This is a genomic window from Bradyrhizobium sp. AUGA SZCCT0176 (assembly GCF_018130145.1).
Lineage (GTDB): Bacteria > Pseudomonadota > Alphaproteobacteria > Rhizobiales > Xanthobacteraceae > Bradyrhizobium.
Window position 1 is genome coordinate 465,368 of the sequence record NZ_JAFCMB010000001.1, and the last position, 13,546, is coordinate 478,913.

Annotated in this window: 8 protein-coding genes; 1 reads left to right on the forward strand and 7 read right to left on the reverse strand. The window is 64.2% G+C overall.

Going from position 1 to position 13,546, the window contains the following annotated elements; all coding sequences use genetic code 11:
• Positions 1-54 precede the first annotated feature (54 nt).
• Positions 55-1,173 (forward strand): FUSC family protein, encoded by a 1,119-nt coding sequence (locus JQ600_RS02230; RefSeq protein ID WP_212386353.1) that lies wholly within the window; start codon positions 55-57, stop codon positions 1,171-1,173.
• Between the two features lie 151 nt (positions 1,174-1,324).
• Here JQ600_RS02230 and JQ600_RS02235 read toward each other — a convergent pair whose 3' ends face one another.
• The 7 genes from JQ600_RS02235 to JQ600_RS02265 all read right to left on the reverse strand — a co-directional run bounded on the left by JQ600_RS02235 (position 1,325) and on the right by JQ600_RS02265 (position 13,523).
• Positions 1,325-2,653, reverse strand: coding sequence for an SMI1/KNR4 family protein (locus tag JQ600_RS02235; RefSeq protein ID WP_212386354.1), 1,329 nt, complete (start codon positions 2,651-2,653; stop codon positions 1,325-1,327).
• Between the two features lie 170 nt (positions 2,654-2,823).
• Complete coding sequence (locus tag JQ600_RS02240; RefSeq protein ID WP_212489647.1) at positions 2,824-3,294, reverse strand: DUF2867 domain-containing protein; 471 nt, start codon at positions 3,292-3,294, stop codon at positions 2,824-2,826.
• Complete coding sequence (locus JQ600_RS02245) at positions 3,291-4,694, reverse strand: MATE family efflux transporter (RefSeq protein WP_212386355.1); 1,404 nt, start codon at positions 4,692-4,694, stop codon at positions 3,291-3,293. Before JQ600_RS02245 ends, JQ600_RS02240 begins: the two co-directional genes overlap by 4 nt.
• 149 nt (positions 4,695-4,843) lie before the next feature.
• Complete coding sequence (gene murA / locus JQ600_RS02250; protein WP_192736310.1) at positions 4,844-6,142, reverse strand: UDP-N-acetylglucosamine 1-carboxyvinyltransferase; 1,299 nt, start codon at positions 6,140-6,142, stop codon at positions 4,844-4,846.
• A gap of 14 nt (positions 6,143-6,156) precedes the next feature.
• A complete protein-coding gene (gyrB, locus tag JQ600_RS02255) occupies positions 6,157-8,592 on the reverse strand; it encodes a DNA topoisomerase (ATP-hydrolyzing) subunit B (RefSeq protein ID WP_212263216.1) in 2,436 nt (811 codons plus the stop codon).
• Between the two features lie 430 nt (positions 8,593-9,022).
• Entirely contained in the window at positions 9,023-11,206 is a 2,184-nt protein-coding gene (locus JQ600_RS02260) for a hypothetical protein (RefSeq protein ID WP_212386356.1), read from the reverse strand.
• 139 nt (positions 11,207-11,345) lie between these two features.
• Positions 11,346-13,523 carry a hypothetical protein gene (locus JQ600_RS02265; protein WP_212386357.1) on the reverse strand — a complete coding sequence of 726 codons (2,178 nt, stop codon included), beginning with the start codon at positions 13,521-13,523 and terminating at the stop codon, positions 11,346-11,348.
• Positions 13,524-13,546: the final 23 nt, after the last annotated feature.

Genomic DNA, 13,546 nt, shown 5'->3' on the forward strand with positions numbered 1-13,546 from the left:
TATGCTAAAGCTCATTTACAGGCAGGATCGCCTGCAGGTTGCGGAATGGGGCGCATGGCCGGCTTTCTGAAGCGCGTGGCCGGTCGTTTGCGGTCGCGCAGGACGCAGCTGGCGCTCGCCGTCAGGGTGACGGTGGCGGCGGTTGTCGCCTACACCATCGCAAACGCCTTGCATCTGACGCTGCCGCTATGGGCTGTTCTCACCTCCCTCATCGTCACCCAGATGAGCGTCGGCCGGTCGCTGAAGGCGACCACGGACTATATGCTGGGAACGATCGGCGGCGCGATCTATGGCGGAGCGCTTGCGGTGCTGATTCCGCATTCGAGCGAAGCGGCCCTGCTGGCGTTGCTGGTGCTGACAGTGGCGCCGTTGGCCTATCTCGGATCGATCAACCCCAGCCTGACCGCGGCCACCGTGACAGGTGTGATCGTATTGCTGATCCCGGAGATGCACCACACCAGTCCGCTGGATTCCGTGATCGATCGTCTGATCGAGGTCACCGTCGGTGCGTCCACCGGGCTAGCCGCTTCCTTTTTGGTATTGCCGTCGCGGGCGCATCGTCAGATCCGCGCCAATGCGGCGCGCTTGATCGAACTGATCGCGGGCGCGTTCTCGCAATTGCTGGTTGGCCTGACGCATGGCCTCGACAACGACGCGGCGCACCGGATCCAGGACGGCATCGGTGCTGCGGTGACGGCCTTGCATGCAATGGGCCAGGAAGCCGAGCGCGAGCGCGCGGCGCGTTTGTCATCGGGACCGGACACCGGCCCACTGCTGCGGACCATCCTGCGGCTGCGTCATGACGTCGTGATGATCGGACGGGAGTGTTTGGTGGCATTGCCTGCGAATGTGCAGGCGCGGCTGGATACGCCCTTGTCCGGCGTGCGCGAGGCGATTGACGCCCATCTGCGCGCGTCGGCGGCCGCATTGCGCAGCGGCGCCAGCCCGCCGGTGATCGACCCCGTGCAATTCGCGCTGCAGGGCTACGCGGAGGAAGTCGCCTCGGTCCGCCGCGACGGCCTGATCCGCGGCCTGCCGGGCGATGCCGCCGAGCGCTTCTTCGCGCTCGGATTTTCGCTGGAACAGATGCGCCAAAACATCGGCGATCTCGATCGCTGCGTCGCGGAGTGGTCGGAAAAGTCGCCCGTGAAGGCAACCGGAATCGAAAGCTAGACCAATGTCGCGTCGTTGACGGGCCTCGTGGTTCGAGACGCGCGGCCTTGCCGCGCTCCTCACCATGAGGGTCTAAGACGCCATCCTGAATTGCTAGACCCTCATCCTGAGGAGCCGCGGAGCGGCGTCTCGAAGGATGTGGCCACCGACCCTAATCGAGATACACGCCCAGAAAGTTGAGAACGGTGGCATCGCGTTTCGCGATGCCGTCGGTCAGCGCCTTCAATGCGGCTTCGAAGCTGGGCGCGGCCTGTGTGAGTTCCCAACTGCCGTCATGGTCCCACTCAAAACACCAGCCAAAGCGTTCGCCCTGCCCAAGATTGATCACCAGGCAGCGGCTGTGCTGCGAGGGCGCGGCGACCGGCAACAGATCGCGCGCGGCCACGCCGTACTGCTCGCGGAAGTAAGCGTCGACTTTTTCCGGATCCTTCTCGAAGCGCGTGATGTAGTTGAACAGATTGTTGCGCTGGGTCGCCAGTTCCGTCGGCCGGTAGAAGCACAGTTCGGCCGACTCGTCCGGCAGCCGGACCTGCAATTCGGTCGACCCGTATGTCGTGAGGAACTCCCTATAATCCCTCGGCAGTGTGGCGCCGAGCGCTTGCTCGGCCTGCAGCACGTCGCTTTCGCTTGCCGGCTTCCTGGTGTGCCAACGCCAGCCCTTGTCGGATTTCGATTTGCGCTTTCTCCGTGCGACATAGTCGGCATAGGCCGGCAGCGCGATGATGTCTTCGTAGCCGCCAAACTCGTGGTACTTGAAGGCGTCATCGAAAGCCTCGTCCTGCCGCTCCGGAAAGTGCTCGACCAGAATCGTCGCGAGCTGCGCGCCGCGGTCCTGGCTTGCGTCGATCCGACAGGCCTCTTCGATCGCCTCCAGCGCGGCCTTTGGGTTATCGGCGCGCAGATGCGCCCAGCTCAGAACCTCCAATATTCGAGCCTCGAGGTCGCGATCCTCCATCGACCAGAAATAATGCGGCGTCTTGGCGGCGCGGTGGGCGGCGATGGTGTCGCGGCCGCGTTCGGCAAGCGCAATGATTTCGTTGCTGTCCTGATCGTCGGCATAGAAGTGATGGGCGGCGAGCCAGAGATAGAGCGGCTGGCTTGCCGCGGGCGTATCCTGAAGCGCGGCAAGGTATTTGGCCTGCTCGTCGAGCGGTTCGCCCAGCGCGGCCAGCATCAGATCGTCGAGGCCCTTTTGCCAGTCGGGCTTGGGCTGCGGATCCGGCAGCAGATTCCGCAGCATGTAATCCGTGTGCGTGGTTTCGATATACCCGGCTGCGGTGAGTTCGGCGACTTGCCGGCGGAACGTGGCGACGGCGGTCTTGGGTTTGGAATATTCCTTGCGCAGGAACTCGTCTTTTTTCCGCGCGCCCGGCGCCTCGTTCATATACTTGCCGACAACTGTCGGCTCGTCGCCCGGGATGAACAGCAGTCCTCGGTCATCATCGCCCGGCGGACGGTGGAAGAATTTTGCCAGCTTCATGAGGGTCTCCGAACACGCGGGCGCGAGGCTGCGTGTAGGAGCCTGCCGCTAACGCAAAAGGGTCGTGCGACCGCGGCCGTCAGTCACGGACTTAACGTTTCAGTCGCATGCTCGGAACAACAGGTTCACGACGGAAAACGGGCCTACGGAGGCCCGCGGATCGGCCCGATTCAGGCCGCAACCTGACGCAGCAGGCTGCGGACGATCAGCCGGTGAAACGGCATGATGACGGCCAGATAGGTCCGCCCCAGCCAGTTGTGCGTCAGCACCAGCGTGGTTGCGGTGACCTCCCGGGCGGCACCTGAAGTCGCGACGTCGACGACGATGCGGAAATCCAGATGTTTGTCGTTGAAGCCGGCGACCAAGCGGTCGGGCTGCTCGCTCACGATCGGGAATATTCCGACCATCTCTCTGGGTTTAGAACTGGCGCCTGACGTCTTGAGGCCAAACGGCGTCACCAGAATGTTGCGCAGGGTCAGCAGCGCTTCGGCCCATCCCGGCTGCCGCGCCATCATGCGCTCGGCCGCCTGCCGCGCATTGAGGGCGCGATCTTCGACTTCAACGCGGTAGGCGTCGGCAAACTGCGCGCCGGGCAGCAGCGTGTTCGGGTCAATCGCGGGTGTGACTTCGTGAACGGTCATTGCAGCGCCAGCCTGTTCGAGAGCAGGCGGAAGCGCAAGATCAGCAGAATAGCAAACACGACGGTGCCGACGGACAATCCGACCCAGACGCCACCGGCGCCAAGCGATGTCCGAAATCCGAGCGCCCAGGCGCAGGTAAAGCCGACCAGCCAGTAGCTGAAGGTCGCGAACAACAGGGGTATGCGCGTGTCGTTCATCCCGCGCAGCGCGCCGTTGGCGACGGTCTGAATACCGTCGGTGATGAAAAAGGTGGTTCCGACCAGCAGCAGCGTTGCCGTCAGCGTCGCCGTGGCGTCGACGGCTTCGCCGAGGAACAGTTCGGCGATCGTGAACCGTCCCAGGATCACGGCAAGCGTCATCGTCGCCATGAACACCGTCCCGAGCAGGATCGCGACATAGCCGGCGCGCCTGACGGCGTCGCGGTCGCGGCGCCCGACCGCATGCCCGACCCGGACGGTCGCCGCCATGCTGATCCCGAACGGCACCATGTAGAGGATGGCCGCGATCTGCAGGGCGATCTGGTGCGCGGCGAGCGCGGTGGTGCTGATCAGGCCCATCAGCAGGCCGGCCGCGCCGAACAATCCGTATTCGAGCATAAACGCCATCGAGATCGGCGCGCCGATGACGACGAGCTTGCCCATCAACGGCCAGTCGATCCGCCAGATGCGGCCAAGCACGTGATATTTGCGGAACGGCCGGCGGCGCGCGGTGAACCACAGCCCGGCGAGGAACGTTCCGAGATTGACGATGCTGGTCGCAAGGCCCGCGCCGAACAGCCCAAGCTCAGGCAGGCCCCATTTTCCGTAGAGCAGCGGATAGACCAGCAGCGCATTGGCCGGGATCGCGGCCAGCGTGATCCACAGCACCGGCTCGGGCCGGTTCACGGCGCTCATGAAGCCGCGTATCGCGATAAACCACAGCGCCGGCAGGATGCCCCAGGCGAGGCCGAACAGATATTGTTGCGCAAGCTTTGCGGCAGCCGGCGCCTGGCCGAGCGCGATCAGGATCGCCTCGCCGCGGAACGGCAGGATCATCAGCGGCGCCGAGATCAACACCGCCGCCCACAGGCCGACGCGCAGCGCGCGCCGCACCATGCGCGGGTCGCGCGCGCCGAAAGCCTGCGCCGCCAGCGGCGCCACGGCAGACACGAGGCCAAGGCCGAACGTGAAGATCACGAAGAAGACCGTATGCGCGAGGGCAGCCGCGGCGACCGCTTCACCGCCGAGCCGGCCGATGAACGCCAGATCGGTCGTCATCATTGCGATCTGCCCGAGCTGCGTCAGCGCCAGAGGCACCGCGAGCTTCAGTGTTTCGGCGAACTCCTCAGCCAGATGGCCGCGCGCCCGCGCCGCCGGGGCAGGCGCGACTGCGTGTGCGTCGATTTTGTCGAGCGAGGTCATGGAGTAGGACTAACACGGCGACGGGCCGAAAAAGTGACGGTGGCTTGCGGTAGATTTTGGTTTGACGCGTTTTCTACGCAGATAAGTCTACGCAATCTGCGTAAACTTGATTGCTATGCGAACCGGCGTCCGCTTCGCTTGAAAACGCTCTAGCCGCCGTCTCGCGCCGGCACCCGCGTAATCCTGGCGCCGAGTGCATTGAGCCGTTCCTCGATCCGCTCATAGCCGCGTTCGATCTGGTCGGCGTTGTTGATTGTCGAGGTGCCTTCCGCGGCCACGGCGGCCAGCAGCATCGCCATGCCGGCGCGGATATCGGGCGACGTCATCAACGCCCCGCGCAATCGGCTCGGGCCCGCCACGATGGCCCGGTGCGGGTCGCACAGCACGATCCGGGCGCCCATCGAGATCAGCTTGTCGACGAAGAACATCCGCGATTCGAACATCTTTTCGAACATCAGGATCACGCCGTCGCATTGCGTTGCGGTGACGATGGCGATCGACATCAGGTCGGCGGGAAATGCCGGCCATGGCTGGTCTTCGAGCTTCGGCACATGACCGCCGAAATCATCCTGGATCTTCATGGTCTGGCCGGACGGCACCACGAGATCGTCGCCTTCGACGCCGCAGACGATGCCGAGCCGCTCAAAGCCCATCCGGACCGAGCGCAGATGCTCGACACCGGCGCGCGCGATGCGCAGCGGCGAGCGGGTCACGGCGGCGAGCCCGATCAGCGAGCCGACCTCGATGTGGTCGGGCTGGATCGCGTAGCTGGTCCCGCCCAGCGTCGCCGGTCCGTGGATGATGATGGTGTTGGTGCCGATGCCCTCGATCTTCGCCCCGAGCGCCACCAGGAAGTTGGCGAGGTCCTGCACATGCGGCTCGGAGGCGGCGTTGCGCAGGTGCGTCGTGCCGTGGGCGGCGACCGCGGCGACCAGCGCGTTTTCGGTCGCGGTGACGCTGGGCTCGTCGAGGAAGACGTCGGCGCCCTTCAGCCGCGAGGCGCGGAACTCCAGCCGGTGCGTCGCCGTGACGGTGGCGCCAAGCTGTTCGAAGGCCAGAAAATGCGTATCGAGGCGGCGGCGGCCGATGACGTCGCCGCCGGGCGGCGGCAGCGCCACCTCGCCGCAACGGGCGAGCAGCGGGCCCGCCAGCAGGATCGAGGCGCGGATGCGCGCGCAGAGCTCGGGATCGAGATCGGCGGCGCGAATTTCCTTGGCGTGGATTTTCAGCGTGTTGCGCTGTACCCATTCGGCCGAGGCGCCGACCGAGCGGATCAACTCGACCAGCGTCTCGGTATCGCGAATCCGGGGAACGTTCTCCAGCGTGACCGGATGGTCGGTCAGCAGCGCCGCCGCGATGATCGGCAGCGCGGCATTCTTGTTGCCCGACGGCTCGATCGTGCCCGCAAGCCGGTGGCCGCCTTCAACGATGTATTGGATGGGCGCCACTGAAACTCCGTGCATCACACGTCGACATTGGCGCTGAGCGAGTTATCCTGGATGAATTCGCGGCGCGGCTCGACCACGTCGCCCATCAGCTTGGTGAAGATGTCGTCGGCCTCGTCGACCTCCTTGATCTTCACCTGCAGCAGCGAGCGCTCGTTTTTATCGAGCGTGGTTTCCCAGAGCTGCTCCGGATTCATCTCGCCGAGACCTTTGTAGCGCTGCAGCGCCACGCCCTTGCGGCCGGCGTCGGTCACCGCGTCGAACAGGCTGATCGGCCCGTGAATCGCGATCTCGGCGTCCTTGCGGCGCAACAGGCCCGGCTTCGGATAGGCCTCCTGCAGCTTCGCCGCGTAATCGTCGAGCTTGCGGGCGTCGGCGGAGCCGAGCAGCGCGTCGTCGATAATGGCGGCATCCTTGACGCCGCGGACGGTGCGTTCGAACAGGAACCCTTCACCCTCCGTGAAGCGTCCGCTCCAGCCGCGCTCGACTTCGTCGGTCAGTGCATCGAGCCGCTTGGCGATGTAATCAGCGGCGGCATTGGCGGTGTCGATGTCGCTTGTGATCTTCGGGCTCAAGACGCCGGCGATCGCGGCCTGCTCGACCACCATGCGGTTATAGCGGCTGTGCAGATTGTGCAGGATGCCGCGGATGATGCGGGCGTCCTCCACCAGTTGCAGCAGATCACGGCCGGCGCGCTCCGAGCCGGTGGCCGGCTTGAAGACGCAATCGTCGAGGCCGGTTGCGATCAGGTAATCCTCCAGCGCGCGCTCGTCCTTCAGGTATTGCTCGGACTTGCCGCGCGTTACCTTGTAGAGCGGCGGCTGGGCGATGAAGAGATGGCCGCGGTCGATCAATTCGCGCATCTGGCGATAGAAGAACGTCAGAAGCAGCGTGCGGATATGCGAGCCGTCGACGTCGGCGTCCGTCATCAGGATGATCTTGTGGTAGCGCAGCTTGTCGGCGCTGAAATCGTCGCTGATGCCGGTGCCGAGCGCTGCGATCAGCGTGCCGATCTGTTCGCTGGACAGCATCTTGTCCATGCGAACGCGCTCGACGTTGAGAATCTTTCCACGTAGCGGCAACACCGCCTGGAATTCGCGGTTGCGGCCCATCTTGGCGCTGCCGCCTGCGGAGTCACCCTCGACGATGAACAGTTCGGACTTGGCGGGGTCCCGTTCCTGGCAGTCGGAGAGCTTGCCGGGCAGCGAAGAACTGCCAAGCGGACTCTTCCGGGTCAGTTCGCGCGCCTTGCGGGCGGCTTCGCGCGCGGCGGCGGCCTGGATCACCTTGCCGACGATGACCTTGGCCTCGGACGGGTGTTCCTCGAACCACGCCGCCAGCGCTTCGTTGAGCACGTTCTCGACCACCGGGCGCACTTCCGAGGAGACCAGCTTGTCCTTGGTCTGCGACGAGAATTTCGGGTCCGGCACCTTGACCGAAAGCACCGCGGTGAGGCCTTCGCGGCAATCGTCGCCGGTCAGCGCGATTTTTTCCTTTTTCGCGTTGGCCTCGGCATAGCCGTTGACCTGGCGCGTCAGCGCGCCGCGGAAGCCGGCCAGATGGGTGCCGCCGTCACGCTGCGGGATGTTGTTGGTGAAGCACAGCACGTTCTCGTGGTAGCTGTCGTTCCACCACAGGGCGGCCTCGACGCCGATGTCGTTCAATTCCGCGCGCACCATGATCGCCGCGGGCACGATCGCCTTCTTGTTGCGGTCGAGATATTTGACGAATTCCTCGACGCCGCCGGCATATTGCATCACCTCGCGCTTCTCGACCGCGTGGCGCATGTCTGACAGCACGATATTGACGCCGGAATTCAGGAACGCGAGCTCGCGCAGGCGATGCTCCAGCGTCGCGAAATCATACTCGACATTGGTGAAGGTTTCGGTCGACGCAAAGAACGTCACCTCGGTGCCGCGCTTGCCACTGGCTTCACCCACCACCTTGAGCGGGGCAACGGAATCGCCGTGGGCGAACTCGATGTAATGCTCCTTGCCGTCGCGCCAGACCCGAAGCTGCAGCTTGCTCGACAGCGCGTTGACGACGGAGACGCCGACGCCGTGCAGTCCGCCGGAGACCTTGTAGGAGTTCTGGTCGAATTTTCCGCCGGCGTGCAGCTGGGTCATGATGACCTCGGCCGCGGAAATGCCTTCGCCCTTGTGGATGTCGACCGGAATGCCGCGGCCGTCGTCGCGCACCGTCACCGAGCCGTCGGCATTGAGCACGACTTCGACCGCCGTGGCGTGACCAGCAAGCGCCTCGTCGATCGCATTGTCGACGACCTCGTACACCATGTGATGCAGGCCGGATCCGTCATCGGTGTCGCCGATATACATGCCCGGCCGCTTGCGCACGGCGTCGAGGCCCTTCAACACCCGGATCGATTCCGCGCCATATTCAATCGGAATGGGATGCTCAGTGTCGGCAGGTGACTGCCGGGCAGGTTCTGTCATGTAAGGCCTTCGAGGTGTCCCGAATCAGCTGCGCAATATGAGGCGCTGATGGATCTATTTGTGCCATGAAAGAGGCCATGCGCCTAGCGCAAAGTCTCCTTCCGCAAGCTATTGAATAAATAGTGCTTTTTGACGCTCTTTCAAGGCGCTCAAAGGGCGATTCGGCGGCCTCTGAAAAGGCGGATTCGGGGGATGATTCCGCGCCTCGAAGTGCCTGTTTTTGAGACGTGGTCGCGGCAGGAAATAGCAGGCTGCAACGGATCTGCTGGAGAACGGCGCAACAGGCGGGTTCGTTGCCGGAGAACCGATTCCCCTCACCGGGAAGGGCTCGGCTACCTGATCTTGTCCGTCATCGGCCGCGTGCTCGGGACGCAAGCGCCCGCGAGCACGCCGCCCTTGGTCTTCTCTGGGCTTCTCCAGAGCGATCGTGTCAATACATCTGCAGCGACAATGCCTCGCCGCTCGGCGCGATGATCAGGCCCCAGGCGTCATCAGCGGTGACCTCGACGGTATCGTTTCGTGCCGGACGGCCCGCGACCTTCACCGAATAGGTGTATTTGCCCGGCGGCAGGTCGAGCATCGGAGGCTTCTGCGATTGCGGCCCGCCGGCGCCGGCAGCGAGCTTGATCGTCTGCTTGTTGATGGTGACGGCAGCCTCGCTGCCGCCCATGTTGCCGAACACCAGCCTGGCCTGACCCGGTTTCGGGATCACGTCAGCCTTCGCGGCGACATCAGTGTACTTTTGTGCGAGGCTGACGGTGGTCTCGTCCTTAGCTCGGCCGAGTTTCAGCTGTGCAGGCCCATCAGGCGAAGCAAATGCCAGTTGCACGCGGTCTGCCTGCATGACGGCGCGCTCCGCGGATTCCTTCCAGCCGCGTTTGCCGAGCTCGGTACGATAGAAGGCGAGCACGGAAGCGAGATCCGCGGGAACGCTGATTTCGAGTTCCCTGCGGAATGGAACGTTGCTGCCCGGCAGCTTTCCGCTTCCGCGGGAGACAGTCGAACCACGCTGCTTGGGCATCGGAAACGGCGCGTCGGCATCGGTTTCGGGGTCAACTTCGAGAACCTGCACCGTCGCCTTGGCGGCTGCGCCGCTGGAGGCCTGATCGCCTGCCGCGCCGGGCTTGGCCGCCATCTTGGCATCGGCCGTCACCAGAGCCGATCCATCGGCGCTGATCTTCGACCTCGGACCCATCTGCATGACGGTGAACGACATCGCCTTGCCGCCTTTGGAAAAGTCCATCACGACCATGCGGGGATTGTTGATGACCGAGGGCCGTTCTTTCCAGCCCTGGGCCTGCAGCGCGCCACGGTAGAACGCCGCGACCGCTCTCACGCTTGAGGGGGAATAGAAATCGAGCCGGCCTTTGGCGCCTTCGAACTGCACCTCTTCGGCATTCTCCGGCAGCGGCACGGGCTTCGAATTGTCGGCCAGCGGCCGCAGCGGCGCATCTGACATCTTGGCGGCCTGTTCCACCCGCCGCACTTCGTCGGCCGCGATGATTTCCTTTGCCATTGCCGCCGCATCGCTGAAAAACTTCGCGTCGGCTTCTTTCTTGGCCTTGGCGCGTGCCGCCATGCCGGCTTCGGTCACCTGCGTGGTGAGGTTGATGATCGTCAGATCGTATTGGGGCTTGAGCCTGAGCGTGGCGGTTTGATCGGGAGACGAGAAGTTGAGGACGATCTGGTCCGGCGTCTCAACGGCGCCGCGGGTTTCCTCTTTGCAGTTCCGCACCCCTAGTTCGCGGCGGAAGAATGCGAGTACCACCGGCAACTCAGCCTGAACGGCGCCGTGTACCTTGCGCGAGTTCGAACTCGAATCGCCCTCGCTTCCGAAGCCCGCTGTCTGGTTCGGTACCGGCAGGCCGGCGGTTTCGCGCGCAAGCTCAAGGCTCTGCGGATGCGCGAAGGGCGCAATCCGGACGTCGACACTGGTCTTGCCGTCATCGCGACGCTGCAGCGTCAGCATGATCGGCTGCTGCTGGTAGCCGTCACGTTTTGGAAAGCTGTAGAAGGCGCGTGCGCCGTTGCTGATCGATGCATCGATCGTGGCGCCGGGATAACGCGCCGCTGCGTCCGCCGCCGACAATGGCGACCAGCCGGCCGCGATCAGTTCCTTGCGGAAGAACTCCAGGCTGGTCTCGACGCTCGCAGCGGTCGTGCAGCCAAGATAGGGCCGGCGCTCGTTGAATATGATGTCGGTCGCATCGTCCGGAAACGGCACGTTCGCATAGATCCTGTCCGCGCCGTAATTCACCTCGGATTGATTGGGCTGGATTTGCCTGAAAGACACGTTAAGTCCGTGCGGACCCCTCTTGAAGTTCAACGTGCTCCTGACGTTTTCGAACGGGCGCACGTATTGCACCCAGCCGTCTGCGGCCAGTAATTTCTTCGTCGCGAGGGTGGTGGCTGCGACGGTGCCCGGAACGTAGTAGTTCACTGTAAAAGTTTCCGGACGGCCATCCACGGCGCCTTCCAGGCGCGGCACGGTGCGGACATTGACCATCGTGGGGTCGGCGCTGGCAGCCACCGGCACGCTGGCGAACACCGCAAGGGTGACCGCAAACAGATGTTTCCGTGCCGGGACCAGCATCCCGCGCGTCGTTCCAAACATGGGTATCTCCGGTATTTGCCGACGCCTGACCCGCGCAGCGGCGATAGAAGCTCGCGCCGATGGCGCGGTTGCTGAAGTCTAGTCGCGCGGGTGGACGTCGAGGTTCAACCGGACGCCCGCCGGCTCAGACGCGCATCGTTCAATACATCTGCATCGACAATGCCTCTCCGCTCGGGAGAATGATCAGACCCCAGCCGTCGTCGGCGGTCACCTCGATCGTATCGTTTCGGGCGGGGCGGCCCGCGACCTTCATCGAATATCGGTACTTGCCCGGCGGCAGTTCGAGGATCGGGGGCCTGGGCGATTGCAGTCCACCTGCGCCGGCGGCGAGCTTGATCGTCTGCTTGTTGATGGTGACGGCCGCTTCGCTTTCACCGACATTGCCGAGCATCAGCTTGGCGTGACCCGGCTTCGGTACGAAGTCCGCTTTTGCGGCAACGGCCGGATATTTCTGCGCGAGGATGACCGACGTCTCGTCGTCGCTGCGGCCAAGCTTCAGCATCGCCGGCCCGTCGGGAGAGGTGAATGCAAGCTGCGCGCGGTCCGCCTGCACAACGGCGCGCTCAGTCGATTCCGTCCATCCGCGTTTGCCGAGTTCGCGACGATAGAAGGCGAGCACGGCATTCAGCTCGGCGGGAATGCTGGCGTCAAGTTGCCTGCGGTACACGGCGTTGCTGCCCGGCAGCTTTCCGCTCGCCGACGTGCTCATCGCGCTGTGCTGCTTTGGCACCGGAAAGGGCGCGTCGGGATCGGCGTCGGCCTCGAGAACCTGCACCGCCGCCGCCGCTTTGGCGCCAGCGCCGGCAGCCGCCTGAGCGGGTGCTGTTGCGCCTGGCTTGGCGGCCATCTTGGCATCGGCCGTCACCAGACCCGATCCATTGGCGCTGATACTCGCCCTCCGACCCATCTTCATGATGTTGAACCGCACCGCCTTGCCGCCTTTGGAAAACTGCATCACGACCATGCGGGCATCGTTGATGACCGAAGGCTGTTCCTTCCAGCCTTGGGCCTGCAGCGCGTCACGGTAGAACGTTGCGACTGCTCTCACGCTCGAGGGGGAATCGAAACTGAGCCGGCCGTCGGCGCCTTCGAACTCCACCTCTTCGGCGTTCTCCGGCAGCGGCACGGGCTTCGAATTGTCGGCAAGGGCGCGCAGCGGCGCATCCGACGGCGGCGCATCCAACAGCTTGGCGGCCTGGGCCACCTTGGCGGCCTGGGCCGCGTCGGCTTCCTTCTTGGCCTGGGCGCGTTCGGCGAGGACGGTTTCCTTCATTTGAGTGACGATATTGACCATCGTCATGTCATATCGGCGGCTGAGCTCCAGCGTGGCGGTTTGCTCGGCCGAGGAAAAGTTCGCCGTGACGTTATCAGCCGTGACCACAGCACCGCTGGTTTCTTCGGTCCAGTTTCGCGCCGCGAGTTCGCGACGATAGAAGGCGAGCGTTGCAGGAATTTCGGCAAGGACCGCCACGTCCAGCTGCCGCCGGGCCGAATCGGAATCGCCCGAGCTTCGCGTCGTCCAGGTTAGTTTTGGCGTCGGCAGGTCGGCCGTGTCGTCACCGGCTTCGAGCGTTTCCGGCATCGCAAATGGCGCGACCCGAATTTCCACGTCGGTCCGTCCGTCGTCACGGCGCTGCAGTGTCAACATCACCGGCTGCTGCCGATGAAAGCCATTGTCGAAATCATGGGTGTAATAGGCCCGCACGCCATTCTCGATCGTCTCGCTGAGCTGCACGTTCGGCCAGCGCGCGGCCGCCTCCGCGGCTTTGAGCGGCTTCCAGCCGCTCGCGGCCATCTCCTTGCGGAAGAAGTCGAGCGTTGCGTCGAGCGCAGTCGGGGCAATGCAGCCGAGATAGGGCCGCCACTCCTCGAACACGATGTCGGCAGCATCCGGCGGGAACGGCACGTTCACATGCGCTGCGTTGGCGCTATAAATCACGCTGGATTGATTGGGCTTGCCTGGCGGGACCGACACAAACAGTCCTTGCCGTCCCTTCTTGAATTTTGACGAGAACTTGTCGTTTTCGAGCGGGCCCGCATATCGCACCCAGCCGTCGGCGGCCAGCAATTGCCTCACCGCAGCGGTGGTCGCCGCGAAGCCGGTCGGAACGTCGTAGGTCACTTGATAGGTTTTGGATTGATGGGTCTTGGCAAGGGCCGTTTGTTCCACGGCCCCCTCGAGACGCGGCAGGGTGCTGACATCGACCATGTCGGAGTTGGCACTGGCGGCAACCGGCGCGCAGGCAATCACCGCGAGGGTGACAGCAAACAGATGTTTCCGTGCCGGGACCAGCATCCCGCGCGTCGTTCCAAACATGGGTATCTCCGGATATTGCCGAT